The following is a 24,644-nucleotide window of genomic DNA, read 5'->3' as shown; positions in this document are numbered from 1 at the left end:
GGTCACAGGGATCCTCCCGAGCGATTGCTGCGAATGATGAGGTAGACGAGGTAGGGCGCACCGAGGACGCCGGTGACGACGCCGACGGGGAACCGGGTGCCGAGCAGCCACTGCCCCGCGAAGTCCGCGCACAGGACGAGTGCGGCACCGACGAGTCCGGCCGGCACGAGGAGCGAGTGCCCGCCGCCGACGAGCCGCGCGGCGATCGGTCCGGACAGGAACGCGACGAACGCGATGGGCCCGGATGCCGCCGTCGCGAAGGCGATGAGGCCGACGGCGGCGAGGATGACGAGGACGCGGGTGCCCTCGACCCGGACCCCGAGGGCAGCGGCGGAGTCGTCGCCGAGGCGCAGCATCTGGAGGTTCCGCCCCGCGCCGAGGAGGAGCCCGCCGCACACGAGGAGCGCGCCGAGCACCGGCAGCAGCGCCGTGTAGGAGGCCCCGTTGAGGCTTCCGGTGAGCCACCGTGTCGCCTCCTGCAGTTCCCACTGCCCGGCGCCGGCGAGAACGTACGAGGTGAGCGCGTCGAGCATCGAGGCGACGCCGATGCCGATGAGGACGAGGCGCGTGCCGAGCACTCCGCCGCGGTACGCGAGGAGGTACACCGCGAGGGCGGTCGCGAGCCCGGCGACCACCGCGGAGACCGACAGCCAGACACCGCTGAGCGAGAGTCCGACGAGGGCGAACACGGCCGCCGCCGAGGCGCCCGAACTGATGCCGATGATGTCGGGGCTCGCAAGGGGGTTGCGGAGCATCGTCTGGAAGACGACACCGCCCATGCCGAAGCACAGACCCGTCACGACCGCCAGGAGCGCGCGCGGCAGACGGAGGGTTCCGACCGTGAAGCCCGCGCCGGGCACGTCCTGGCCGAGGATCACCCGGACGACCTCGCCCGGGGAGTAGAAGCGGTGCCCGCACATGAGGCTGAGCGCGAAGACCACGACGACGAGAGCCGCGAGGGCCCCGACGACGAGGCCGCGGCGAGCCCGGCCACGGCGTCGTTCGGCAGCGACTTCACGGTACGCCGGGGTGTCCGCGGCGGACGGGGTGTCGGCGCCCGACACGGCGGAGGCGGGCGACGTCGTGGTGAGAGGGCCCCCCGAGGGGCGGGGCGCCTCGGGCGGCGTGTCGGCTCCGGCGGACGAGGTGGACGGGACGAGGGTGCTCACAGCTCACGCACCTTGGTCCGACGGACGATCCAGATGAGGAAGGGGGCGCCCACGAGGGCGGTGATGATGCCGACCTGGATCTCGGCGGGTCGGGCGACGATGCGCCCGAGGACGTCCGCGGCGACGAGCAGGCCCGCACCGCTCAGCGCCGAGAACGGCAGCAGCCGGCGGTGGTCGGGGCCGAGCAGCAGACGGCACACGTGCGGGACGACGAGGCCGACGAAGCCGATGGGTCCGGCGACGGCGGTCGCGGTACCGCAGAGCACGACCGCGCCGGTCGCCGCGATCCCGCGCACGAGGGCGGGTTTCTCCCCGAGGCCCGCGGCGAGCTCGTCACCGAGGGCGAGGGAGTTGAGCGCCTGCGCGCACACGAGGCACAGGAGGAATCCGACGACGAGGAACGGCAGGACCGCGCCGACCTTCTCGAAGGTGCCACCACCGACCCCGCCGATCTGCCACTGCTGGACGTTCTCGGCGATGTCCCCGCGCGGCAGGACGATCGCGCTCACGAAGGAGGTCATCGCGGCGGCCGTCGCGGTTCCCGACAGGACGAGTTTGAGCGGGGTTGGACCGCCGGTGCCGAGCGAGGCGATCCCGTACACGAAGGCGGCGGAGAGCGCTGCACCGACGATCGCCACCCAGATGAAACCGAAGGCCGAGGACAGTCCGAACACGGCCATGCCGAGGACGACCGCGAGTGCCGCACCGGAGTTCACCCCGAGGATGCCGGGGTCCGCGAGCGGATTGCGGGTCACGCCCTGCATGACCGCGCCCGCGAGCCCGAGGGCCGCCCCGACGACAAGGGCGAGGAGGGTCCGCGGCACGCGGCGGAACACGGCCGCCTGCTCGAAGGTGTCCGTGTGGCCGGCGATGCCCGCGAGGATGTCGTCCCACCCGACCGACCGCGAACCGATCGCGACCGAGAGCACGCAGAGGCCGCACACGACCGCGACGGTGAGGAGCAGGGCGCCCGCGCGCACGGACACCCGCCGTGCCCGACCCTCCGGTGCGGAGGCGGTGTCCGCTGCGGAGGTGCCGGGCACGGCGTCCCGGTGGGGCGCCTCGGCGGGGGTGGTGGTCACGTCGATCAGGAGGCCTTCGCCGCGGCCTGTCCGAGCTGCTCGACGTAGTCCGCGGTGATCGGGTCGTCGATCGCGAGCGGGGTCGGGTTCGCGGCGGTGCTCGCCGCGGTCGTACCGTCGAGCCACACGATCGCGCCATTCGCGATCGCGGGGATCTTGCTCAGCAGCGGGTCGGCCTGGATCTGCTCCTGGAGGGCCGCGTCACCGTACGCGACGATGATGTCGACGTCGGAGAACTGATCCGCCTGTTCGGCACTCAGGGTCTGGGAGAACTCGCCGTCGGCCGCGTTCACGACCGACTCGGGCATCTCGAGCCCGAGGTCCTGGAAGAACTTCACGCGGGTGTCGAGCTGGGTGTAGAAACCGACCTGGCTGAGATCGTCGGCGTTCATGTGGGTCATGAACATCGCGGTCTTGCCCTCGAGTTCGGGGTGCTCGCCGGCGAGGCCCTCGATCGTGCCGGTGAGGTCCTCGAGAAGCGCCTGGCCCTCGGGTGCCATGCCCATCGCGGCGGAGTTGAACTCGATGGTCTCCTGCCACGTCGAACCCCAGGCGTTCTCGGGGTAGGCGACGGTCGGGGCGATCTGGGAGAGCGTGTCGTAGTCCTCCTGCGTCATGCCGGAGTAGGCCGCGAGGATGACGTCCGGTTCGGTGTTCGCCACCGCTTCGAAGTCGATGCCCGCGGTGTCGTCGAAGAGCACGGGGGTCTCCGCGCCGAGCTCGTCGAGCTTCGCCTTCGTCCACGGCAGGAGGCCGTCGCCGTCCTCGTCGGCGTAGTTCGCCGCCGCCATGCCGACGGGGACGACGCCGAGAGCGAGGGGCACCTCGTGGTTCGCCCAGTTCACGGTGGCGACCCGTTCGGGCTTCTCCTCGATGACGGTGGTGCCGAGCGCGTGCTCGATCTCGACGGGGTACGTGACCTCACCCGAGGCGCCGGTGCCTCCGGTGTCGCTGCCCGCTGTGGTATCGGTGCCGCCCGGGGCGGAAGTGCCGCACGCCGAGAGCGCGAGGAGCGCTGCGGAGGCCGCGGCGAGGGCGAGAGTGCGAAGAGAACGCATGGGTTCAGCTCCTGGGGTCGGGGCGCTCGCTGATCGAGCGGCCGGGGAAAGTCAACACCACGCGGGCCCATCTTTCTTTCAAAAAGACATGCATGTCGTAAATGCGACCGGAATTCGAGCACCTCGGTGTTCGCATATTCCATACTACTTAGGTTAGGGTCACCTTCATTAATTCCGAAACCCGATACGGGCATCCGGTCCCCCGGACCCCGCTCACGGAAGGCCCACCATGAGGATCACCCGCATACTCGCCGCCGCTGCCGGCGCCCTGTCCCTCGCGCTCGCCATGGGGGCGTGCAGCCCCGGCGGCGACACGACCGAGGCGGAGTCCGGTTCCGGGGACTGGACCCCGGTCGAGATCGAGAGCGCGCTCGGCACCGCGGTCATCGAGGAACGCCCCGAACGCATCGTGACCCTCGGTCAGGGCTCCGCGGAGACCGCGATCGCCCTCGGCGTCACGCCGGTCGGCATCGAGGAGTACACGTGGGGCGCCGACGAGACCGGGTACCTCCCGTGGATCCACGACGCCGTCACCGAGTCCGGCGACGAACTGCCGACGCTCATCACCGGCGCCACCGAACTCGACGTCGAGTCGATCATCGAGCTCGACCCCGATCTCGTCCTCGCACCGTGGTCCGGGATCGACCAGGCCCAGTACGACGCGCTCTCCGATTTCGCGCCGGTGGTCGCCTATCCCGAACAGCCGTGGACGATCGAGTGGGACCAGCAGATCGGGATCATCGGCGAGGCGCTCGGGCAGCAGGACGAGGCCGCCGGACTCGTCGACGAGATCACCACGACGCTCGAGGCCGCCGCGAAGCCCGAGTACGAGGGCCTCACGTACTCGTACATCTACAACAACGGCCCCGGTACGCTCGGCGTCTTCTACCCGACCGAACAGCGTTCCGCAATGGTCGCCGCGCTCGGCCTCACGCCCGACCCGGTGTGGGAGGAGCTGCAGAAGTCCTACGACGCACCCGGCACCCAGTCGGCGTCCTTCGGACTCGAGAACGCCGACATGCTGAAGAACTCGGACCTCCTCTTCACCTTCTACCTCGACGAGGCGAACCGTACCGAGACCGAGGCCCAGCCGCTCTACGCCTCGATCCCCGCGATCGAACGCGGTTCCGTCGTCGCGCCCACCGACCAGACGCTCGTCACCGCGTCCTCGCAGATCAACCCGCTCACCGTCCCGTGGGTACTCGAGCGGTTCACCCCACTCATCGACGAGGCCGTCGCGAAGGTCTGAGCACACCGACCATGTCGCTCGATCGTCTCCCCTCCACGACGGGTGCCGGTCCGGGTGCCGGTACCGGCCCGGCAGGTGCTGCCCCGGCGCCCGGTACCGGCCCGGCCGCTCTCCCCGCCCGAGGCGCCCGTCGGTTCGCCGGCCCGCTCACTCTCGCGACCCTCGTGCTCGCCCTCGCCGTCGTCGGCGTGCTCGGCCTCTTCGCGGGGTCGAAGGACACCGGTTTCGGTGAGGTCCTCGCGGTCCTCACCGGCGGTGGTGACGACTACATCCGCCAGGTCGTCGACGCCCGGATCCCCCGCACCGTCGTCGGTGCGGTGGTCGGTGCGGCCCTCGCCGCCTCGGGCACTCTCATCCAGGGACTCACCCGGAACCCGCTCGGCGAACCCGGACTCCTCGGGATCGGCGCGGGTGCGAGCGCCGCGATGGTGACCGCGAGTGCGCTCGCGGGTTCCGGTGCGGTGGCCGCGGGGACGACGACGGTGTGGGTGGCATTGCCCGGCGCGGTGTGCGCGGTCCTCGTCGTGTACCTGCTCGGGCGGCAGTCGCGGTCGGCCTCGGTCGTCCCGCTCGTCCTCGCGGGGTCCGTCGTCACCGCGGTGCTCACCGCCTATGTGAACGCGATGATCCTCCTGCGGCCGGACGTCTTCGACTCCTACCGGTTCTGGATGGTCGGTTCGCTCGCCGGCGTCGAGTACGCCGGTCTGCTCGCGGCGCTGCCGGCGTTCGTCCTCGGCGCAGTCGTCGCCTGTCTGCTCGTCCGGCCGCTCGAGGTGCTCTCGCTCGGCGATGCCGCGGCCTCGGGGCTCGGTGTCCGGGTGATGCCCGTCCGGGCCGCCGGACTCGCGGCCGCCACGCTCCTCGCCGCGGCCGCGATCGCGGTCGCCGGTCCCATCGCCTTCGTCGGACTCGCGGTGCCGCACATCCTGCGGGCCGTCCTCGGCACGGAGTACCGGTGGCTGCTGCCGGCCTCGTTCCTCGGAGGTGCGCTCGTCCTCGTGGGCGCCGACGTCCTCGGCCGGGTCCTCGTGCGACCGCAGGAACTCATGGTGGGGATCGTCACCGCGTTCCTCGGGGCACCGTTCCTCCTCGCCGCCGTCCGTCGCGGGGCGGTGGAGAAATGAGGAGGGGCGACACGCGCCTCGACGGCGGACTCTCCGGGCACGGGCACGACACGTCGAGGAGCCGCGGGTCCGGCCCCGACCGCAGGACTCTCGTATGGGCCGCCGAGGCGGTCCTCCTCGGTGTCCTCGTCGCCCTCACGCTCGGTCTCGGGCGCCTCGGCGTCGGTCCCGGCGATGTCCTCGACCTCGTGCGGGGCGAGGCGTCGCGCAAGGTTGCCTACGTCCTCACCGAACTCCGCGGTCCGCGGGTGCTCGTCGCGATCGGGGCCGGTGCCGCCCTCGGGCTCGCCGGTGCCCTGTTCCAGGTGGTGACCCGGAATCCGCTCGGCAGTCCCGATGTCCTCGGCATCTCCTCGGGCGCCGGCGCCGGCGTCGCGGTCGCCTCGGTGCTCGCGCCCGTGGCCCTCGGCGGACCCGTCGGTGCGCTCCTCGGGGCCGGGGTGACCCTCGCGGCCCTGTGGTTCTTCACCGGCAACGGATTCTCCTCGACCGGCCGGATCATCATCGCGGGGATCGCGGTGAATGCCCTCGCGATCTCGGTCACCCAGTTCGTGCTCACCGCGACCCGGAGGGACCAGTCGGCCGAACTCGCGGGGTACCTCGTGGGATCGCTCGGTACCCGGAACCTCGGGCACGTCGCCCTCGTGTGGACCGCGCTCGTCCTCGCGCTGCCGGTCCTCGCGTGGCTCGCGCACCGGTTCCGCGTGATGGAGCTCGGGGACACGCTGTCGACCGTCCTCGGCTCCCCGGCGGTGTCGACCCGTACGGTGTCGGTGTTCCTCGCCGTCGGACTCGCCGCCTTCGCGGTCGCCGCATGCGGACCGATCGCCTTCGTCGCGCTCATGAGCCCGCACATCGCGCGGGGCCTCGCCGGGCCGGTGCGCCGCGGGGCCGGGACCGACCTCTTCGGCTCCGCGCTCACCGGTGCCCTCGTCCTCGTCTCCTCCGACCTCCTCGTCACGCAGGTGCCGGCCCTCGACGGACTGCCCGTCGGTATCGTCACGGCGGGAGTCGGTGGCCTCTACCTGGGTGCCCTGCTCGTCCACCGCTGGCGGCAGCAGAACTGACCGCGACGCCGGCTGTTCGATGGGCTGCGGTCGCGGGGGGGTTCATTTCGCAATCGAGTGCTGGATCTCGGCGAAACCACGCATTCAACTGCGATCTCGACGCAAAGTCCGAATGGAATCGCGATCTCGGCATCTCTTGAACGACACGAGAACAGCGGGCCGGTACCGGGAGTGATCCCGGAACCGGCCCGCCGTGTCGTGCGCCGATGGCCTCGGTCGTCGTGTCTCAGCCGCTCCTCAGACGCCGAGCTTCGCGAGGATGAGCTCGCGGGCCTTGTTCGCGTCCGCCTGACCGCGGGTGGCCTTCATGATCGGTCCGATGAGGGCGCCGATCGCCTGCATCTTGCCACCACGGATCTTCTCCGCGACATCGGGGTTGTCGGCGATGGCTTGCTCCACCGCTGCCTCGAGGGCACCGGTGTCCTCGACGATCTCGAGGCCCTGGGCGGTCATGACCTCCGTCGGGGTGCCCTCGCCGTCGATGACGGACCCGAGCACCTTCCGGGCGAGCTTGTCGTTGAGCTTGCCGGCGTCGATGAGGCCCTGGAGCTCCGCGACGGCGGCCGGGGTCACGAGCTCCGCCGGGTCCTTCTGGTCCTGGTTCGCACGGCGGGCGATCTCACCGGTCCACCACTTGCGCGCGGCGGCGGGAGTCGTGCCGGCGGCGACGGTCGCCTCGATCGGGTCGAGGAGCCCGGCGTTGATGACGTCGCGCATCTCGAGTTCGGAGAATCCCCACTCCTCGAGGAGGCGACGGCGACGGGCGGCCGGCAGTTCCGGCAGCGTCGCCCGGATCTCCTCGACCCACGCGCGCGAGGGCACGAGCGGCACGAGGTCCGGCTCCGGGAAGTAGCGGTAGTCGTCTGCATCCGACTTCACGCGGCCGGAGGAGGTCTCCCCCGTGTCCTCGTGGAAGTGACGGGTCTCCTGGAGGATCGACTCACCGGCCTCGAGGAGGGTCGCCTGCCGCTGGATCTCGAAGCGCACCGCCTTCTCGATCGACCGGAAGGAGTTGACGTTCTTCGTCTCCGTGCGGGTGCCGAGCGGGGCGTCCGGCGAGGGACGCAGCGACACGTTGATGTCCGCGCGGACATTGCCCTGTTCCATCCGTGCCTCGGAGACCCCGAGCGCCTTGAAGATGTCACGGAGGGTCCGCACGTACGCGGAGGCCACCTCGGGTGCGCGCTTCCCCGTGCCGGTGATGGGGTGGGTGACGATCTCCACGAGAGGTACACCGGCACGGTTGTAGTCGACGAGCGAGTGATCGGCGCCGTGGATCCGGCCGGTCGCCCCGCCGACGTGGGTGTTCTTGCCGGCGTCCTCCTCCATGTGGGCGCGCTCGATCGGCACCGTCACGAGGGTGCCGTCCTCGAGCTCGACCTCGAGTTCGCCGTCGAAGGCGATCGGTTCGTCGTACTGGGAGGTCTGGAAATTCTTCGGGACGTCCGGGTAGAAGTAGTTCTTCCGGGCGAAGCGGCAGGTCTCGGCGATGTCGCAGCCGAGAGAGAGGCCGATCTTCACCGCGTACTCGACGCCCTTCTCGTTCACGACCGGGAGCGCACCGGGCAGACCGAGCGACACCGGGGTGACGGAGGTGTTCGCCCCGGCACCGAAGGAGTTCGGGGCGGCGTCGAACATCTTCGTCGCGGTCCCGAGCTCCACGTGGACCTCGATCCCGAGCACCGGGTCGTACTTCGCGACCGCGTCTTCGTATTTCATCATCGCGCTCATCCTCACAGTTCCGGTGCCTGCGCGAGCACCGTGGTGCCGCGGGCGGAGTTCAGGGCTGCCTCGAGGGCACCACCGATCGCGTACAGGCGGACGTCCTCACGGGCCGGTGCCAGCAGCTGGAAGCCGACGGGCATGCCCTCGGAGAGACCGGCCGGCAGGGACATGCCGGGGATGCCCGCGAGGTTCGCCGGGATGGTGGCGATGTCACCGAGGTAGAGGGCCATCGGGTCGGTCGCCTCGGCCTCCGCACCGAAGGACAGCGCGGTCGTCGGGGCGGTCGGGGACACGAGGACATCGGCCTGCTCGAAGGCGGCGGCGAAGTCGCGCTGCACGAGCGTGCGGACCTTCTGCGCGGAGCCGTAGTAGGCGTCGTAGTACCCGGCGGACAGGGCGTAGGTACCGAGGATGATGCGGCGCTTGACCTCGGAACCGAAACCGGCGGCTCGGGTCGCGGCCATGACCGTCTCCGCGGTGACCGGGCCCTCCTCGGGCTCGACACGGAGGCCGAAGCGCATCCCGTCGTAGCGGGCGAGGTTCGAGGACACCTCGGACGGCATGATGAGGTAGTAGGCGTCGAGCGCGTACCCGAGCGACGGGCAGTCGACCTCGACGATCTCGGCGCCGGCCTTCGCGGCGACGTCGAGCGCCTCCCGGAACGCCGAGCGCACGCCGGGTGCATACGCGTCGGACACGAGCTGCTTGATGACACCGAGCTTCCTGCCGGCGAGCGAGCCCGATGCCGCGGCGGCCGTGGCGGCGGCGAGGAACGAGGGCACCTCGTCCGGCAGCGACGTCGAGTCGAAGGGGTCGTGCCCGGCGAGGATCTCGTGGAGGGCGGCGGCGTCGCCCACCGTGCGGGTGAGCGGACCGACCTGGTCGAGGGAGGACGCCATCGCGATGACGCCGTACCGGGAGACCGAACCGTAGGTGGGCTTCACGCCGACGGTGCCGGTGAAGGCAGCCGGCTGACGGACGGAACCGCCGGTGTCGGTGCCGACGGAGAAGGGCGCCTCGTACGCGGCGACGGCCGCTGCCGCACCACCGGAGGAGCCACCGGGCACCTTCGAGGTGTCCCAGGGGTTCGTCGTCGGGTGGAACGCGGAGTGCTCGGTCGTCGAGCCCATCGCGAACTCGTCGAGGTTCGTCTTGCCCAGGAGCGGCAGGCCCGCCTCCTGCGTCTTCCGGTAGACGGTCGCGTCGTACGGCGGGACCCAGTTCCCGAGGATCCTCGACCCCGCGGTCGTGAGGATGCCCTCGGTGGACACGAGGTCCTTGTGGGCGACCGGTACACCCGCGAAGGGATGGAGGTCCTCACCGGCGGTGCGCTTCGCGTCGACCTCGGCGGCGGTGGCGAGCGCCTGCTCGCCGGTCACGGTGATGAAGGCCCCGACGGTCTCCTCGACCGCTCCGATGCGCTCGAGGTGCGCCTCGACGACCTCGGTCGAGGAGTACTCCCGGGCGCGGAGTCCGGCGGCGAGCTCGACCGCGCTCTTCCTGACGATGTCCGTCATCTCACTCCTCCCCGAGGATCTGCGGGACGAGGAACTTGGCCTCGTCGGAGGCGGGCGCACCGGCGAGGGCCTGCTCCTGGGTGAGCGTCCGCCCCACGACGTCCTCGCGCATGACGTTCGTGAGCGGGATCGGGTGCGAGGTGGCGGGGACGTCGTCCGTGGCGACCTCGCTCACACGTGCGACATTGGCGAGGATGGTGTCGAGGTCCGTCGCCATGACGGCGAGTTCCTCGTCCGACATGGCGATCCGGGCGAGGTTCGCCAGGTGTGCCACGTCCTCGGTGGTGATTGCGGATTTCTCCGGCATCGTCACCCCTTCTTCGGGTTTCGTTACTGGTCGGGACTTCGCGCCCCAGTCTATCGCCGCACACGGGTGCCCCTTCCGGGCCCCGTCCCCACCGCCGAGGCGCTCCACCGGCCCCGGCACCGCTCCGGCTCCGACCCGCAGCGGTGGACATCACTTCGGAACCGATTGATACCCATTTCAAGCAATTTCCTTGCAATTCGTGATGCCGCTCATAGACTTCCAGCTATTGCCGGGCAACGACGCCCCGGCCGGGCAACGACGCCCGCCGAACCTGGGAGGCACTATGAGTCACGACGCTCATTCGGCCAACGGTCCGAACCCACCCTCCGCCACCGGTACGACCGGACCGGCGGAGGAATCGACGCGGACGGAGAGCTCCGTCGCGCACCACGCGATCGACTTCGTCGAGGTGGAGAACTCACCGGAGTACACGACGCTCAAACGGACCCACCGGTCCTTCGTGCTGCCGCTCTCGGCGTTCTTCCTTCTCTGGTACCTCGTCTACGTGTTCCTCGGCGCCTATGCGCACGAGTTCATGGCGCGCCCCGTGTTCGGGCCCGTCAACATGGGCATCGTCCTCGGGCTCGCCCAGTTCGTCACGACATTCGTCATCACGATGGCCTATGTGTCCTTCGCCAACCGCACCCTCGATCCGAAGGCGGTGGCGATCCGTGAGCGCCTCGAACAATACGAGAAGGACGGTGTGAAATGACCACGATGCTCCATGCCGCGCAACTGCTCGCGCAGCCGGCGACGGCCGAGAACAACCCCGTCCTCAACATCGCGATCTTCGGCGCCTTCGTCGCCGTGACGATGGTGATCGTGTTCCGGGCGAGCCGGAACAACAAGTCCGCCGCGGACTACTACGCGGGCGGCCGGTCCTTCAGCGGGACCCAGAACGGCTTCGCGATCAGTGGCGACTACCTGTCAGCCGCTTCGTTCCTCGGCATCGTCGGGGCGATCGCGGTGAACGGCTACGACGGATTCCTCTACTCCATCGGATTCCTCGTCGCCTGGCTCGTCGCACTCCTCCTCGTCGCCGAGCTCATGCGCAACACCGGCAAGTTCACGATGGCGGACGTACTCTCCTTCCGCCTCCGCCAGCGCCCGGTCCGCATGGCCGCAGCGATCTCGACGCTCGCGGTGTGCTTCTTCTACCTCCTCGCGCAGATGGCCGGCGCCGGTGGACTCGTGTCCCTGCTGCTCGGTATCGATTCGCAGGTCGGCCAGTCGGTCGTCGTCGCGGTCGTCGGCGCCCTCATGATCCTCTACGTCCTCGTGGGCGGGATGAAGGGCACGACCTGGGTGCAGATCATCAAGGCGGTCCTCCTCATCGGCGGCGCGTTCGCGATGACGGCCTGGGTCCTCGCGATCAACGGCTTCAGCCTCGGTTCGGTGCTCGAGGGTGCCGTGGCGACCTCGACCTCCACCCCGCCCGAGGCGATCCTCGCCCCCGGCCTCCAGTACGGGGCCCTGCCGATCGACTTCGTGTCACTCGCGCTCGCACTCGTCCTCGGTACCGCGGGTCTGCCGCACGTGCTCATGCGTTTCTACACGGTTCCGACCGCGAAGGAGGCTCGGAAGTCCGTCGTCTGGGCGATCTGGCTCATCGGCATCTTCTACCTCTTCACCCTCGTCCTCGGTTACGGTGCCGCCGCGCTCGTCGGTCCCGAGGCGATCGCCGCCGCCCCCGGTGGCGTGAACTCCGCCGCACCGCTGCTCGCGAACGCGCTCGGTGGCCCGGTCCTCCTCGGCTTCATCAGTGCGGTCGCGTTCGCGACGATCCTCGCGGTCGTCGCCGGCCTCGCGATCACCGCCTCGGCGTCCTTCGCCCATGACATCTACAACTCGGTCATCAAGAAGGGGAAGGCCGATCAGGCCGAGGAGATGAAGGTCGCCCGGCGCACGGTCGTCGTCATCGGTGTCGTCGCGATCGTCGGTGGCATCGGAGTCCAGGGCCAGAACATCGCGTTCCTCGTCGCCCTCGCGTTCGCGGTCGCCGCGAGCGCGAACCTGCCGACGATCGTGTACTCGCTGTACTGGCGCGGCTTCACGACCCGCGGCGCGGTGTGGAGCATGTACGGAGGGCTCGCTTCCTGCGTCCTCCTCATCGTGTTCTCCCCGGTGTTCTCCGGGAACGAGACGGCGATGCTCGGTGCGGGCGTCGACTTCGCGATCTTCCCGCTCAAGAACCCCGGCATCATCTCGATCCCGCTCGGCTTCCTTCTCGGGTGGCTCGGGTCGATCACCGAGTCCCGCAAGGAGGATCCGGAACTCGCCGCGGAGATGGAGGTCCGCTCCCTCACCGGCCACGGAGCCGAGGGCGCCGTCGCCCACTGACCCGGCGGGCGCCGGTGACTCCGCTGTCGCCGGAACCGCCGAGGCGCCTCGGCGGATCCCGCCCCCCTCACCGTTCGTGCCCCGAGGAGCTCAGGCTCCCCGGGGCACGAGTGTTTTCACGAAGTACACGCGCTCGAACCCGTCCTCGGTCCGCCGGTCGACCTCGACGTACCCGCGCCGGGGGTAGTACGCGAGGTTCTCCGTCATCGCGGCGTTCGTGTAGAGCTCGATGCGGGTGTGTCCGAGGTCCCGCGCGTCCTGCTCCGCCCGTGCGAGGAGCACCCGCCCGAGCCCGGTCCCCTGTGCCTCCGGGGCCACCGCGACGTTCTCGAGAAGGAGGTGGTCCCCGGCGTCGACGGTGATGAGGAGGCCGAGCAGTCCGGTCCGTCCCGGGGAACGGGGAGCGCCGCCCGCAGGTGCCGGGGAGGTGCGGACCGCCTCGGCGACCCACACCCGGTCGTGGGCGAGGGAACGGGCGTAGTCGTGCGTCATGGGCGCCGGCTCCTTCCCGATGCGCTCGACGTAGAGCGCGTACGAACTCCGCACGAGCGCGCGGATTGCCGGCAGGTCGGCGGCGGCAGCACCACGGAGGGACAGCTCCGGGGAGTGCGGGACTCCTGCCATCTCAGGCCACCGATTCGAGGCCCGTGGCGACCTCGAGAACACCGGTGCCGTCACCGGCGCTGAAACCGAGGCGTGCGATGTCCTCCTCGACGGACTCACGGGCGAGGTTGCGGAAACACTCGGCGAGGCGCTCGCGCAGTTCCGCGTCCGGGATCCGTTCGGAGACCACGAGGTGGATGTGACGCAGTGGTACCGGATCGACGATGGGCAGCACACGCACACCCGAGGGGATGTGCACGATGCCGAGGCGCGGGAGGATCGAGACCCCCATGCCACGGTCGACCATCTCCATCGCCGTCTGGTAGTCGTACGCTCCGTAGCGGAAGCGGGGCGTGACACCCACGGCCGCGCACACCGCGTGCAGCCGGTCGGCGCACGGCCCTCCCCCGGCCTCGTTGTCGACCCAGGCGAAGGGTACGAGGTCGGGGATCCGGACGGACTCCTCCTGCGCGAGCGGATTGTTCTCCGGGAGCGCGACGACGTAGGGATCGGCCAGCAGATGGGTGGCGGTCCATCCCGTCGGCACCGTGATCCGGTCGGTGTCGGAGATGACGACCTGCACCTCGGGCCCGTTCGCCTGGAAATCACCACGGCCCTGGCCCATGACGACGCTCACCGAGAGTTCGGGCCGGAACCACTCGAGGAACGCGAGGGCATCGGGAACCCACCGCACACCGGTCGACCCGAAATAACTCATCGCAAGGGTGTCGCGCCGGCCCTCGCTCAGGTCGGAGGCCTTCTCCTCGAGTTCGGCCATCGCATCGAGGACCGCTTCGACCTGGGGCAGGAGGTCGCGGGCCGCCTCGGTCGCCCGGAGACTCCGCCCGACCCGGGTGAAGAGTTGGAGCCCGGTGCCCCGCTCGAGCGCGCGGAGCTGCTGGCTCACGGCCGAGGGGGTGAAACCGAGCGCGTCCGCGGCACCGCGGACGGATCCGGTGGACACGATCGAACGGAAGGCACGCAACTGGGTCAGGTCGGTCATGGATATCACTGTAAAGCTCACGCGCTCACGCGTGAAGACCTGTGCGCTATTCCTGCAATGTGGCAGCGGCGCATCCTGGTACGCATCCATCCCACCCTCCAGTTGCCCGAAGGAGCCTCCATGTCCGCTGTCGTCGCCCTCACCGCACTCCTCGCCCTCGCATCCGCCATCACCCTCGAGTACTTCCTCGTCGGTCGCCTCCAGACACCCGCGCGGGAGCGCGTGCCGCTCGCCGAACTCGGACTCCGGGGCGTCCTCCACACGCTCGTCCGCGGCGCCGAGACGTTCGCCCTCTCCGCAGCACTCACCCGCCGGGAACGGCCGTCCGCCGCGCAGCACGCAGCGGACCGGGACGGTGGCGCCGCCACCTCCGCGCGCCCGGGCCGGGACGCACATGCGGCCACGGGCGAGGCGGACCGCTGCCCGGCATGACGTGACCGCGCCCTCGGGCACATCTGCCCTCCCGTCCCGGCGGGTGCACGGGACGCGCAGGGACGACGGGCCCGAGGGAGGCAGGGTGATCTTCCTCACCCGGCCGCACGCTCCGAGTGGCCGGCCGGGGGTCCGAGTCCACCGAACACTCCGATTCCGGTGACCCGGGCCACGGAATGACAGCGTTCTCCGCCCGGAATACCGGCCGTTCGACCCGCGTTCACATCAGCACGGACCCTGTGCAGGTCAGCTGCACGGTTGTACAGGTCCGTGCGGTGGAAACGAACGGCCCCGCGGCCGCACGATGGTGCACGAGGTTCCATCCGCAGGACGCGGTAGGTACTGGGACCCGCCGACATCCACACTTCCGGAAGGAGCTCGTCATGAGCACGTTCGCAGCAGTTCTGTTCCTCGCTCTCATCGCCGTCGCCATCGTGGCGGGCTACTACGCGATCGGTCGTTTCGTCACCGACGCGCAGTTCAACGTCGCCGATCGCGGCACCGGTTTCCACGGATTCCTCGCGACCGTGCACCGCGGCTTCGACGCCGCCGGCATCGCGCGCGTCTGACCCGAGGCGCAGCCGCACGCGCCCGCGTGCACGTCCGACAGCAGCACTCTGCCCCGGGACACAGGGAACGAACCCTGTGTCCCGGGGCAAAGTGCTGCTGTGCGTGAAAGGAGTCAGGCGTTGCGGCGAACGAGGACGACGGAGTCCTTCCATACGGTCGGTTCCCCCGTCGGGGCGAGGCCTTCGCGGGTGCGCACTTCGGCGATCTCCACGGTCCACCCCTCGCGGTCGAGCGCGAGCGCGGCGAGGTCGGACTCCGGAGTCGGGAACTCCTGGTGCGCGCTCATCGCCTCCGGCCGTACCCACTGCGGCGGTTCCGCGTGCGCGACGACGCACAGATGCCCGCCGGGGGCGACGTGCGCGGCGGCCGCTCGGAGGACCTCCGTGCGGGCGAGCACGACGGGCGACTGGAGGAACGAGGCCGTGACGAGGTCGAAACGATCTCCCGCGGGAACGTCCCCCGCAGAGGTTCCCGCCGCCCACTCCGATAGATCGACGATCTCGAAGAATGCCCGGTCGGCCGGTACCGTCCCGGCGGCCTCCGCGGTGCGTGCGGCGGCCCGGGCGAGCGCGACGGCGTTCTCGGAGAGGTCGTAGCCCGTCGCCGTCCACCCCTGCGAGGCGAGCCAGAGGACGTCTCCTCCCTCGCCCGATCCGAGGTCGAGGGCGGTACCCGGGGTGAGCTCGCGTGCGACGGACTCGAGCGCTGTGTTCACTTTCCCGGACCACACCGGAGTGCCGGACCCGTACCGTTCCTCCCAGAACTCCTTCGGATCCGTGTGCGGGTCGGGAAACCCGGCGTGCTCGTGTGCTCCGTGTGCGTGGTCGGACATGCGGGGCCTCTCGGGTGTCGAGGAGTGGGGACCGGCGGACGTGCAGGGTCCCGGCTCGGTCAGGGCTTCCTCGCCGGGAACGTCGGCCACATGCGGGTGGGCTTCCGCGTGTTCGCCCGGATGCCGCAGACGATCGCGACCCAGAACTGCACCTGGCAGAGCAGGAAGACGAAGATGCATGCCGAGGCCCACAGAACGATGCCGACCGACGCGGCGGGCGACTCCCCGAAGGAGACCCCTCCGTTGCCGTCGGCGTCACCGTTCACCATGAGCACGATGCCGATCACACCGATGACCGCGGCGATCAGCGTGTAGATACCGCAGGAGATGTTCCAGTTCCATCCGTTGCGCCACCGGGCGAGGGACTCGGCTGGCCACATCGGTCCTTCGGGTTTCTTCCCGACGAGCCCGATCACGGCGAGCACGAGTGTGCCGAGAACGGGCACGTACGCACCCACGAGTCCGAGGAACCACGGTGTCGCCCCCGCAGCCGGCTGCACGTACCCGGAGGGTCCGGACTGCGCGTACTGGCCCGGGCTGCTGTCCGGACACCGGACCCGGGTTCTGCTGTCCCGGAACCTGCTGTCCCGGGTTCTGCCCACCGGGGTGGCACTGGTCTCCGTACGTCACAGTGCCTCCGGTCCTTCCTGGAGGAGTCGGGTGAAGGTGTCCTCATCGAGCACGGGCACGCCGAGCGACTCCGCCTTGTCGAGTTTCGAGCCGGCGTTCTCCCCGGCCACGAGGTAGTCGGTCTTCTTCGAGACGGATCCCGCCGCCTTGCCGCCGGCCGCCGTGATCGCTTCCTTGATCCCATCCCGAGTGTAGTGCTGGAGCGATCCCGTCGCGACGATCGTGAGGCCTTCGAGAGTCTGCGGGACTCCTGAGTCCTCCGGCGCCTCGTCCTCCATCCGGACACCGGCCGCGGCCCATTTCTCGACGATCTCGCGGTGCCAGTCGACCTCGAACCACGCGGTGAGGGATTCCGCGATGATCGTGCCCACTCCTTCGACCTCCGCGAGCTCCTCGACGGAGGCCGCCCGGATCGCGTCCATCGACCGGAAGTGGCCCGCGAGCGCGCGGGCCGCGGTGGGGCCGACGTGACGGATCGAGAGCGCGACGAGGACCCTCCACAGCGGTTGGGACTTCGCCTTCTCGATCTCCTCGAACATCGTGAGCGTGTTCTTCCGCGGGCGGCTCGGGGTCTTCGCGGTCGCCTTCGTGTAGAAGTAGGCGACCTTCTCCATCCGCCCCGTGAGGACACCCTTCTTCCTCTCGGGCCGTTCGATGACGACGTCCGCGAGGTCCTCCGGCCGCAGGTCGAAGAGGTCGGCCTCGGTCGTGAGCGGCGGCAGCTCGGGTTCGAGCGGTGCGGTGAGCGCGGTCGCCGCCTCCTCGCCGAGGGCCTCGATGTCGAACGCCCCGCGGGACGCGAGGTAGTACACGCGGTTGCGCAACTGGGCCGGGCACGAGCGTGCGTTCGGACACCGGAGGTCCTTGTCGCCCTCCTTCTGCTCGTACAGTTCGGCGCCGCAGGCCGGGCACGTGCTCGGCATGACGAACTCCTGTTCGGAACCGTCGCGGTTCGCCACGACGGGCCCGAGCACCTCGGGGATGACGTCCCCGGCCTTCCGGAGGACGACGGTGTCGCCGATGAGGACGCCCTTGCGCTTCACCTCGTGGGCGTTGTGGAGAGTGGCGCGTTCGACGGTGGAGCCGGCGACGAGAACGGGTTCCATCACCGCGAAGGGGGTGACCCGACCGGTACGTCCCACCTGCACCTGGATGTCGAGGAGCTTCGTCGTCACCTCCTCCGGCGGGTACTTGAACGCCGTCGCCCACCGCGGTGCCCGCGAGGTGTATCCGAGGTCCTCCTGCGTGGCGATGTCGTCGACCTTGACGACGATCCCGTCGATCTCGTGGATCACCGAGTGCCGATGTTCCCCGTAGTGATCGATGAAGGCGTGGACCTCCTCCGGGGTGTGCTTGACCGCGTAGTACTCACTGATCGGCATCCCCCAACCGCGGAGGAGCTCGTAGACCTCGGACTGGGCCGCCGGTTCGGGGTCCGCTCCCGGGGCGGGGGTCCAGGCGGCGATGCCGTGGACGAGCATGTGGAGCGGCCGGCGCGCGGTGACCGAGGGGTCCTTCTGCCGCAGCGAGCCGGCAGCGGCGTTCCGGGGGTTCGCGAAGGGTGGTTTGCCCGCCTCGACGAGGGAGGCGTTGAGGTCGCCGAAGGCCTCGACCGGGAAGAAGACCTCGCCCCGGATCTCGACCTCGGCAGGGGGCGCGTCCGTGTCGAGGCGTTCGGGGATGTCGGCGATGGTCCGCACATTCGCGGTGATGTCCTCGCCCACCCGACCGTCGCCGCGCGTGGCGGCCCGCACGAGTTCCCCGTCCCGGTAGAGGAGGTTGACCGCGAGCCCGTCGATCTTGAGCTCGCACAGATAGGCGACCTCCCGGCCCACGGACTTCCCCGTCCGCAGGAACCACTCGTCGAGTTCCTCGTGCGAGAACACGTTGTCGAGGGAGTACATGCGTGCGGTGTGGACGACGGGGTCGAAGGTCCGCGTGTCGGCTGCGCCGCCGACGGTCTGCGTGGGGGAATCGGGTTCCTGGAGTTCGGGGAACTGCTCCTCGAGCGCTTCGAGTTCGTGGACGAGCGCGTCGTACTCCGCATCGGAGACGGTGGGGGCGTCACGCCGGTAGTACGCGTCCCGGTGTTCCTCGATCGCCGCCCGCAGACGTGCGACACGGGCCGCCCGGTCCTCCGGTGTCCCGGTCGTGTCCGGGGTGTCGCCGGTCCCCTGCGTCCCGGTCACCTGCTCCTCGCTCATTCCGACTCCTTCAGTGCACGTACCACTCGTGCAGCCAATTCTCCCTGACCGGCGGCGGTGCTCGGATCCGCGCTCTCCGGCAGCAGCGGCGGCAGCGCGTCCGGGGCCTCCCAGCCGGTGGTGATCCCGAAGTCGCGCAGGCCCGCACGGCCCATCCCGATCCGCGCCCAGGGCTCCTCGATCGCCGCGATCCACCGGCGGACGTCCCCCGGCCGTGCACCGGCGTCCGGCGGGAGACCGAGCCAGACCTCGGCCCCGGATTCGACGAGCTCCGCGGACTGCTCCCATCCCCGGGCGTCCAGCCGCCGCAGCGGCATCTCCACCGCCGAGGCGCCCGTCGCCTCGAGCAGGGACCGGTGCGTCACCCGCTTCCCGGAGAGTTCGACCGCGCCGAGCGCGGGAAGGGCGAGGAGCGTATCCGGGCCCGAGCGCGCGAGGAAGGACTGCAGCGCGGCGGTCACGTGGGCGTCCGGGACGGCAGGGAGAGTCGCGTAGCCGGACACCGTGGGCACGGCGCCGGTGAGGATCGCATCGAGGTGCCGCTCGAGGAGACGGACACGTGGGGGCCGGTCGAACAACCGGGCCATGCGCACCCGGAGTTCCGCGACTCCCGCGGCGTAGGACTGTACGACGTCCCGGCGCGCCCCGTGATCACCGAGGACACGATTGCCGTCGGGCAGGCTGAGGGCGTGGACGAGTTCCCAGGGCCCGGGCAGGGTGAGGAGCAGTCGCCCGGTGAAGCCCTCGCCGTACTCCCCGAGCGCGTCGAGGGTCCGGCCGAATCGGGAGCGTTCGATCCGGAGGTCCGCACCGGTGCCGCGGGAGAGGCGCCATCCGAAGGAACTCCGGTCGACCGGCAGCCCCTCGAGGAACTGGACGGCGAATCCCATGAGGTCCGCGGCCCAGCGGGTGCCGCCGTGCGCGGGAGTGGACACCAGAGGGACGGGAACGAACGCCTCGGCGAGTGCCGAGAAACCCGCCGAGGCGGCCTGCCGGGGTTCTTCCCCCGGCCACACGCCGGTCGTCGTCGCTCGCACCGACTCGACGGCGGCACCGGGTGCGGTTTCCGCCGCGCGATCGCCCGTTCCGACCATGTTCGTACGCCGTCCTTCCGTCGTCGTTCCCCGCTGTGTCATCGCCCTCTCCCCTGCATCCGGACCGGTGGCACACCCGGCACCTCGAATCCGAGGACTCGTCCGTAGAACCCGAGTTCGGCCTCGAGCGCCCGGACGACGTTGTCGGGGCGGACGAACCCGTGGGACTCGTTCGGGAAGAAGAGGCTCGTGTACGGCACACCGCGGTCCTCGAGGGCGGCGATGAGACGACGCGCCTGTGCCGGGGGCACGATCGGATCGAGTTCACCCTGGAACACCGCAACGGGCACGCGGAGATCCTCGAGGTGACTCAGCGGCGCCCGGTCGTGGTAGAGCTCCTCGTCCGCGGGATCACCGACGAGGCCCTCGATGTAGTGCGATTCGAAGTCGTGGGTCTCCGTGACGAAGACGCTCAGTTCCGCGACCCCGTACGCGGACGTCCCACAGGCGAAGGTGTCCGTGCGGGTGAGCGCACCCAGAACGGTCCACCCGCCGGCGGAACCCCCGGAGATCGCGAGGCGGTCCGGGTCCGCCGCGCCCTCCGCGACGAGGCCGCGGAGCACGGTCACCGTGTCCGCGACGTCGACGATCCCCCACGCTCCGCGCAGGCGTTCGCGGTAGGCCCGCCCGAAACCGGTGGAACCGCCGTAGTTGACGTCGACGACGCCGATTCCGCGGCTCGTGAAGTACGTGTGGTGGAGCGACACCTGGGGAACGACCTGCCCGGTGGGCCCGCCGTGGACGAACGCGACATAGGGCGGGCGTTCGCCCTCGGGTGCGGTGAAAGCGGGATTGTGCGGCGGGTACACGACCGCGTGGACGAGTTCCGCGGTGTCCGGGTCGACGAACTCCCGGACCTCCGCCGGGGACACGGGAGCCCCGTCCGGGAACGGGTCGATCGCGAGTTTCACCTCCGTGAGTTCCCCGCTCGCCACGTGGAACGTGTAGAGGCCGGACACCCGGTCGGGTCCCCCGCCGATGAGCAGCACGGTGCCGTCCCGGTGGTCCTGCAGGGAACACGTGGCGAGCGGACAGTCGAGGGTGCGCACCTCACCACCGGGGATCGCCCAGCGCAGTGTGCTCGTGGCGTGACGGTCCTCCGCGAGGATCCGGGTGCCGTGTCCGGACCGCACCGGCAGGTACCACCGGGCGCCGAGGGCCCACAGCGGTCCGCCGATCTCCCCCTCGGCACGGAGCACGAGTTCCTCCTCCGCGGGCCCGGCACCGGGATCACCCGAGGCGCGGGCGAGGAAGTCCTCGACGCGCAACCAGTACAGGTCCCAGCGCCCCGATCGGTCCCCGAGGACCGCGAGCCGCGAGTTCGAGAGCCATTCGGGCTGGAGCAGGGACTCCTCCGGACGGCCGAGTACGCGGACCGCGGAGAGGGCGTCTTCGCGGTCGAGTTCCCGGACGTACAGGGCGGTCTCGTCCCAGGGCATGTGCGGGTGGTCCCACCCGATGAACGCGAGGCGCCGCCCGTCCGGAGAGAGCCGCGGCCACGCGAGGAAATGGGGTCCGCGGGCGAGTTCGACGACGGCGGGAGCTGCGACACCGGGACCGGCGTCCTCCGCACGGTCGATCACCTCGACGATCGCGCGGTTCACCGTCCCGTCCTCGGCATGGCTCTCCCGGACCGCGAGCAGCCGGCCGCCGGCCATCACGAGGTCGCCGTAGCGGACGCGCGCGCCGGTGTCCGGGGTGAGGACCGCCGGGGCCTCCCCCGTGCCCACGCGCAGCCGGTGAATGCGCTGGTCCGCTCCCTCCACCCAGTACACGACGGGCACGTCGCCCTCGAGCCGCGCCGCCCAGGCGCGACCTCCGTACTCGTGGACCCGGGACCGGACGTTGCTACCGGGAGGGAGGAGCGCCTCGGGAGTGGAACCGGGGGTCGGCACGCCGCCGGGGGCCGGAACCCGGAACAGCGCATTGCGCCCGTCGAGGGTACTCACCCGGGCGAGGTACCAGATGTCCTCGCCGAGGAAACACGCGTCGTGGACCGGTTCGGTGCCCGCCGCGACGGTACGGGCGTCGACCGGGGATTCCCAGGAACCGAACGGGGCTGTGCGCATGGGAAGAACTCTATCCGCCGGGACGGACACACATCCCGGTCGCGCAGTCACGGGGCTCAGCCGATCGCGACGGGCTTCCGCTCGGTGCGGTCGATCGTCGCCTGCCCGAGCACTCGGGTGCCGCGGTACACGACCATCGTCTGCCCCGGGGCCACGCCGGAGAGCGGTTCGCGCACGTCGACGTGCATGATCTGCCCCGCCGGCCGCGGGGTCGGGACGTTGTACTCGGAGGCGGGCGGTTCGCTCACGTACTCGCCCAACCAGGCGCGCGCCGGGACCGGGTCCGCATGTGCACGGATCTGCACCTCGCACTCGATCGCGCCGTCCTCACCGAGCCCGATGTCCTCCGGCGGGATGCCGCACCACGTCGTCCGGATCCCGTCGAGGTGGTCGACCGTGAGTGCCTCGCGCGGACCGACCGTGACGACGTTCTCGCGAGCGTCGACGTCGACGACGTAGCGGGGCTTCCCGTCGGCCGCGGGCCGTTCGATCCGCAGGCCCTTGCGCTGCCCGATCGTGAACGTCGTCGCGCCGTCGTGCTCCCCGAGGACCTCTCCCTCGGTGTCACGGATGAGGCCGGGCCGCAGCGGGATCTTGTCCGCGAGCCACGCCTTCGTGTCCCCGTCGGGGATGAAGCAGATGTCGTAGGAGTCCGGCTTGTTCGCGACCGGGAATCCGCGCCGTTCGGCCTCCGCACGCACGTCCGCCTTCGACGCCGAGGCGCCGATCGGGAAGTAGCAGTGCCGCAGCTGGTCCTCCGTGAGGACCCCGAGAACATAGCTCTGGTCCTTGTTCATGTCGACGCCCCGGTGGAGTTCGGGGTGCCCGTGGTCGTCGAACGCGATCTCCGCGTAGTGACCGGTCGCCACGGCGTCGAAGCCGAGGGCGAGGGCGCGGTCGAGGAGCGCGGCGAACTTGATGCGTTCGTTGCAGCGCATGCACGGGTTCGGGGTGCGCCCCTGGGAGTACTCGGCGATGAAGTCGTCGACGATGTCCTCCTTGAACCGCTCGCTGAAGTCCCACACGTAGAACGGGATGCCGAGCAGCCCGGCGACCATGTGCGCGTCGCGGGAGTCCTCGATCGTGCAGCAACCGCGGGAACCGGTGCGGAGGGTGCCGGGCATGCGGGAGAGCGCGAGGTGGACGCCGACGACCTCGTGGCCGGCATCCACAGCGCGGGCGGCGGCAACGGCGGAGTCCACTCCGCCGGACATGGCAGCGAGGATCTTCATGAGCGGGGGACCTCTCGGGTCGGGTGCGCGGTGGACGGAGGTGCGGTGGACGCAGATGCGGTCGGCATCTCGGGGGTGTCGGACATCCAGGCGGGCGTCGCGGAGACCATCCCGGCCCTCCGCGCCCGGGCGACGACGTCCGGGAGGGCGGCGACGAGAGCGTCGATCTCCTCCTCGGTCGTGCCGTACCCGAGGGTGAACCGCTGGGTGGACCGGGCGGTGTCCTCGTCGCGGCCGCAGGCCATGAGGACGTGGCTGGGCCGGGAGACCCCGGCCTGGCAGGCGGAACCGGTCGAGGTCGCGAATCCGGCGACGTCGAGGAGGAAGAGCATGGAGTCGCCCTCCGCCCCGGGGAAGGTGAAGTGGACGTTCCCGGGCAGCCGGCGATCGCCTCGGGGTCCCGAGAGGACGGCGTCCGGGACGGCCGCCTCGATCCCGGCGATGAGCCGGTCCCGCAGGTCGCCGAGGCGCGCCGCGGCTTCCGGCAGTCGTTCCGTCGCGAGCCGGGCCGCCTCCGCGAAGGCCGTCGCCCCGGCCACGTCGAGGGTGCCCGAGCGGACCTTGCGTTCCTGCCCGCCCCCGTGGAGGACGGGGACGGGGGCGAGGTCCCGGGCGAGGACGAGGGCACCGACGCCGACCGGGCCGCCGATCTTGTGGGCGGACAGCGTCATCGCGTCGACCCCGAGGCCGGCGAAGTCGAGGGGCACCTGTCCGAGGGCCTGCACGGCGTCCGTGTGGACGGGCACCCCGTGGGCGTGTGCGAGGGAGACGACCTCGGCGATCGGCTGGAGCGTGCCGATCTCGTTGTTCGCGTACATGACGGAGACGAGGGCGGTGCGCTCCGGGTCCGTCAGGAGGGCGCGTTCGAAGGCTGCGAGATCGAGGACACCCTCGGCGTCGACGGGGAGCCACACGAGCTCGGCACCACGGGTCTCGAGCCATTCGGCGGTCTCGAGAACGGCGTGGTGCTCGATCTCCGAGACGAGGAGGCGGGGACGCGGGAGGCTTCCGGCGGCGCTCTCGTTGCGGGCCCACCAGATGCCCTTGAGGGCGAGGTTGTCGGCTTCGGTGCCCCCGGAAGTGAAGACGACCTCGGACGGGGTCGAGGCCCCGACGGCGGCCGCGAGTGTCGCGCGGGCGGCCTCCATACGCATACGGGAGGCCTGCCCCTCGGCATGGAGCGACGAGGGGTTCCCGATCCGGGTGAGTTCCGCGGTGTACGCCGCGAGCACCTCGTCGGTCATGGGCGAGGTCGCGGCGTGATCGAAGTAAGCACGCACCGGCACCATTTTACGCCGGTCGCGCACGGCCGGCCGGGAGACCTTGCGCACGATCGG

The 24,644-nt window shown here is 70.5% G+C and carries 22 protein-coding genes; 7 read left to right on the top strand and 15 right to left on the bottom strand.

Annotation, left to right across the window (positions count from 1 at the left end):
- Positions 1 to 2 precede the first annotated feature (2 nt).
- The 3 genes from ABD172_RS12605 to ABD172_RS12595 form a co-directional block, all read right to left on the bottom strand.
- Complete coding sequence (locus ABD172_RS12605) at positions 3 to 1,064, bottom strand: FecCD family ABC transporter permease (RefSeq protein ID WP_425546689.1); 1,062 nt, start codon at positions 1,062 to 1,064, stop codon at positions 3 to 5.
- A gap of 101 nt (positions 1,065 to 1,165) precedes the next feature.
- Complete coding sequence (locus tag ABD172_RS12600; RefSeq protein ID WP_425546685.1) at positions 1,166 to 2,251, bottom strand: FecCD family ABC transporter permease; 1,086 nt, start codon at positions 2,249 to 2,251, stop codon at positions 1,166 to 1,168.
- A gap of 5 nt (positions 2,252 to 2,256) precedes the next feature.
- Entirely contained in the window at positions 2,257 to 3,309 is a 1,053-nt protein-coding gene (locus ABD172_RS12595; protein WP_344310142.1) for an iron-siderophore ABC transporter substrate-binding protein, read from the bottom strand.
- A gap of 229 nt (positions 3,310 to 3,538) precedes the next feature.
- Between ABD172_RS12595 and ABD172_RS12590 the strand changes: the two genes are divergently transcribed.
- Genes ABD172_RS12590 through ABD172_RS12580 form a run of 3 tightly spaced genes read left to right on the top strand, consistent with a single transcriptional unit; the run spans position 3,539 to position 6,749 of the window.
- Positions 3,539 to 4,558, top strand: a complete 1,020-nt coding sequence (locus tag ABD172_RS12590; RefSeq protein WP_344310140.1) for an iron-siderophore ABC transporter substrate-binding protein — start codon at positions 3,539 to 3,541, stop codon at positions 4,556 to 4,558.
- An 11-nt stretch (positions 4,559 to 4,569) separates the two neighbouring features.
- Positions 4,570 to 5,682, top strand: coding sequence for a FecCD family ABC transporter permease (locus tag ABD172_RS12585; protein ID WP_344310138.1), 1,113 nt, complete (start codon positions 4,570 to 4,572; stop codon positions 5,680 to 5,682).
- Positions 5,679 to 6,749 (top strand): FecCD family ABC transporter permease, encoded by a 1,071-nt coding sequence (locus ABD172_RS12580; RefSeq protein WP_344310137.1) that lies wholly within the window; start codon positions 5,679 to 5,681, stop codon positions 6,747 to 6,749. The genes ABD172_RS12585 and ABD172_RS12580 overlap by 4 nt, the downstream gene beginning before the upstream one ends.
- Positions 6,750 to 6,986: 237 nt before the next feature.
- Here ABD172_RS12580 and gatB read toward each other — a convergent pair whose 3' ends face one another.
- The 3 genes from gatB to gatC are packed head-to-tail and all read right to left on the bottom strand — an operon-like array spanning position 6,987 to position 10,298.
- Positions 6,987 to 8,468, bottom strand: coding sequence for an Asp-tRNA(Asn)/Glu-tRNA(Gln) amidotransferase subunit GatB (gatB, locus tag ABD172_RS12575; protein ID WP_344310213.1), 1,482 nt, complete (start codon positions 8,466 to 8,468; stop codon positions 6,987 to 6,989).
- 14 nt (positions 8,469 to 8,482) lie between these two features.
- The gene (gatA, locus tag ABD172_RS12570) at positions 8,483 to 9,991 is read right to left on the bottom strand and encodes an Asp-tRNA(Asn)/Glu-tRNA(Gln) amidotransferase subunit GatA (protein ID WP_344310135.1); all 1,509 of its coding nucleotides are present in this window, start codon (positions 9,989 to 9,991) and stop codon (positions 8,483 to 8,485) included.
- Position 9,992: 1 nt separating this feature from the next.
- Complete coding sequence (gene gatC / locus ABD172_RS12565) at positions 9,993 to 10,298, bottom strand: Asp-tRNA(Asn)/Glu-tRNA(Gln) amidotransferase subunit GatC (RefSeq protein ID WP_344310133.1); 306 nt, start codon at positions 10,296 to 10,298, stop codon at positions 9,993 to 9,995.
- 283 nt (positions 10,299 to 10,581) lie between these two features.
- Between gatC and ABD172_RS12560 the strand changes: the two genes are divergently transcribed.
- Positions 10,582 to 11,010, top strand: a complete 429-nt coding sequence (locus ABD172_RS12560) for a DUF485 domain-containing protein (RefSeq protein ID WP_344310131.1) — start codon at positions 10,582 to 10,584, stop codon at positions 11,008 to 11,010.
- Positions 11,011 to 11,015: 5 nt separating this feature from the next.
- Positions 11,016 to 12,638, top strand: a complete 1,623-nt coding sequence (locus ABD172_RS12555) for a solute symporter family protein (protein WP_425546688.1) — start codon at positions 11,016 to 11,018, stop codon at positions 12,636 to 12,638.
- Between the two features lie 90 nt (positions 12,639 to 12,728).
- On the opposite strand, the gene ABD172_RS12550 is transcribed toward ABD172_RS12555, so the two are convergent.
- Entirely contained in the window at positions 12,729 to 13,262 is a 534-nt protein-coding gene (locus ABD172_RS12550; RefSeq protein ID WP_344310128.1) for a GNAT family N-acetyltransferase, read from the bottom strand.
- Between the two features lies 1 nt (position 13,263).
- Positions 13,264 to 14,244 carry a LysR family transcriptional regulator gene (locus ABD172_RS12545; protein WP_344310126.1) on the bottom strand — a complete coding sequence of 327 codons (981 nt, stop codon included), beginning with the start codon at positions 14,242 to 14,244 and terminating at the stop codon, positions 13,264 to 13,266.
- Between the two features lie 120 nt (positions 14,245 to 14,364).
- On the opposite strand from ABD172_RS12545, the gene ABD172_RS12540 reads away from it, so the two are divergent.
- Both ABD172_RS12540 and ABD172_RS12535 read left to right on the top strand, forming a co-directional pair.
- Complete coding sequence (locus ABD172_RS12540; RefSeq protein WP_344310124.1) at positions 14,365 to 14,676, top strand: hypothetical protein; 312 nt, start codon at positions 14,365 to 14,367, stop codon at positions 14,674 to 14,676.
- A 383-nt stretch (positions 14,677 to 15,059) separates the two neighbouring features.
- The gene (locus tag ABD172_RS12535) at positions 15,060 to 15,245 is read left to right on the top strand and encodes a hypothetical protein (RefSeq protein ID WP_344310122.1); all 186 of its coding nucleotides are present in this window, start codon (positions 15,060 to 15,062) and stop codon (positions 15,243 to 15,245) included.
- A 113-nt stretch (positions 15,246 to 15,358) separates the two neighbouring features.
- Here the strand turns inward: ABD172_RS12535 and ABD172_RS12530 are convergent, their stop codons facing one another.
- From ABD172_RS12530 to ABD172_RS12500, 7 genes are all read right to left on the bottom strand, one after another.
- Complete coding sequence (locus ABD172_RS12530; RefSeq protein WP_344310120.1) at positions 15,359 to 16,078, bottom strand: class I SAM-dependent methyltransferase; 720 nt, start codon at positions 16,076 to 16,078, stop codon at positions 15,359 to 15,361.
- A gap of 59 nt (positions 16,079 to 16,137) precedes the next feature.
- Positions 16,138 to 16,578, bottom strand: coding sequence for a hypothetical protein (locus ABD172_RS12525; protein WP_344310118.1), 441 nt, complete (start codon positions 16,576 to 16,578; stop codon positions 16,138 to 16,140).
- 126 nt (positions 16,579 to 16,704) lie between these two features.
- A complete protein-coding gene (ligA, locus tag ABD172_RS12520; RefSeq protein ID WP_344310116.1) occupies positions 16,705 to 18,912 on the bottom strand; it encodes an NAD-dependent DNA ligase LigA in 2,208 nt (735 codons plus the stop codon).
- Positions 18,909 to 20,048 carry a hypothetical protein gene (locus ABD172_RS12515; protein ID WP_344310114.1) on the bottom strand — a complete coding sequence of 380 codons (1,140 nt, stop codon included), beginning with the start codon at positions 20,046 to 20,048 and terminating at the stop codon, positions 18,909 to 18,911. The genes ligA and ABD172_RS12515 overlap by 4 nt, the downstream gene beginning before the upstream one ends.
- Entirely contained in the window at positions 20,045 to 22,075 is a 2,031-nt protein-coding gene (locus ABD172_RS12510; RefSeq protein ID WP_344310112.1) for a prolyl oligopeptidase family serine peptidase, read from the bottom strand. The genes ABD172_RS12515 and ABD172_RS12510 overlap by 4 nt, the downstream gene beginning before the upstream one ends.
- Before the next feature lie 56 nt (positions 22,076 to 22,131).
- Positions 22,132 to 23,307 carry a tRNA 2-thiouridine(34) synthase MnmA gene (gene mnmA / locus ABD172_RS12505; RefSeq protein WP_344310111.1) on the bottom strand — a complete coding sequence of 392 codons (1,176 nt, stop codon included), beginning with the start codon at positions 23,305 to 23,307 and terminating at the stop codon, positions 22,132 to 22,134.
- Positions 23,304 to 24,587: a cysteine desulfurase family protein gene (locus ABD172_RS12500; protein ID WP_425546684.1), complete on the bottom strand. Its 1,284-nt coding sequence runs from the start codon at positions 24,585 to 24,587 to the stop codon at positions 23,304 to 23,306. Before ABD172_RS12500 ends, mnmA begins: the two co-directional genes overlap by 4 nt.
- Positions 24,588 to 24,644: the final 57 nt, after the last annotated feature.

The organism is Brevibacterium samyangense, assembly GCF_039529845.1.
In the GTDB taxonomy this organism is placed as follows: Bacteria; Actinomycetota; Actinomycetes; order Actinomycetales; family Brevibacteriaceae; genus Brevibacterium; species Brevibacterium samyangense.
This window is presented reverse-complemented; position numbering and strand designations above follow the sequence as displayed.

Bases quoted from the DNA above. Each gene is read 5' to 3' on its own strand.
- ABD172_RS12595 (WP_344310142.1), bottom strand. From the start codon at position 3,309: ATGCGTTCTCTTCGCACTCTCGCCCTCGCCGCGGCCTCCGCAGCGCTC.
- ABD172_RS12590 (WP_344310140.1), top strand. From the start codon at position 3,539: ATGAGGATCACCCGCATACTCGCCGCCGCTGCCGGCGCCCTGTCCCTC.
- ABD172_RS12585 (WP_344310138.1), top strand. From the start codon at position 4,570: ATGTCGCTCGATCGTCTCCCCTCCACGACGGGTGCCGGTCCGGGTGCC.
- ABD172_RS12580 (WP_344310137.1), top strand. From the start codon at position 5,679: ATGAGGAGGGGCGACACGCGCCTCGACGGCGGACTCTCCGGGCACGGG.
- gatB (WP_344310213.1), bottom strand. From the start codon at position 8,468: ATGAAATACGAAGACGCGGTCGCGAAGTACGACCCGGTGCTCGGGATC.
- gatA (WP_344310135.1), bottom strand. From the start codon at position 9,991: ATGACGGACATCGTCAGGAAGAGCGCGGTCGAGCTCGCCGCCGGACTC.
- gatC (WP_344310133.1), bottom strand. From the start codon at position 10,298: ATGCCGGAGAAATCCGCAATCACCACCGAGGACGTGGCACACCTGGCG.
- ABD172_RS12560 (WP_344310131.1), top strand. From the start codon at position 10,582: ATGAGTCACGACGCTCATTCGGCCAACGGTCCGAACCCACCCTCCGCC.
- ABD172_RS12555 (WP_425546688.1), top strand. From the start codon at position 11,016: ATGCTCCATGCCGCGCAACTGCTCGCGCAGCCGGCGACGGCCGAGAAC.
- ABD172_RS12550 (WP_344310128.1), bottom strand. From the start codon at position 13,262: ATGGCAGGAGTCCCGCACTCCCCGGAGCTGTCCCTCCGTGGTGCTGCC.
- ABD172_RS12545 (WP_344310126.1), bottom strand. From the start codon at position 14,244: ATGACCGACCTGACCCAGTTGCGTGCCTTCCGTTCGATCGTGTCCACC.
- ABD172_RS12540 (WP_344310124.1), top strand. From the start codon at position 14,365: ATGTCCGCTGTCGTCGCCCTCACCGCACTCCTCGCCCTCGCATCCGCC.
- ABD172_RS12535 (WP_344310122.1), top strand. From the start codon at position 15,060: ATGAGCACGTTCGCAGCAGTTCTGTTCCTCGCTCTCATCGCCGTCGCC.
- ABD172_RS12530 (WP_344310120.1), bottom strand. From the start codon at position 16,078: ATGTCCGACCACGCACACGGAGCACACGAGCACGCCGGGTTTCCCGAC.
- ligA (WP_344310116.1), bottom strand. From the start codon at position 18,912: ATGAGCGAGGAGCAGGTGACCGGGACGCAGGGGACCGGCGACACCCCG.
- ABD172_RS12515 (WP_344310114.1), bottom strand. From the start codon at position 20,048: ATGACACAGCGGGGAACGACGACGGAAGGACGGCGTACGAACATGGTC.
- ABD172_RS12510 (WP_344310112.1), bottom strand. From the start codon at position 22,075: ATGCGCACAGCCCCGTTCGGTTCCTGGGAATCCCCGGTCGACGCCCGT.
- mnmA (WP_344310111.1), bottom strand. From the start codon at position 23,307: ATGAAGATCCTCGCTGCCATGTCCGGCGGAGTGGACTCCGCCGTTGCC.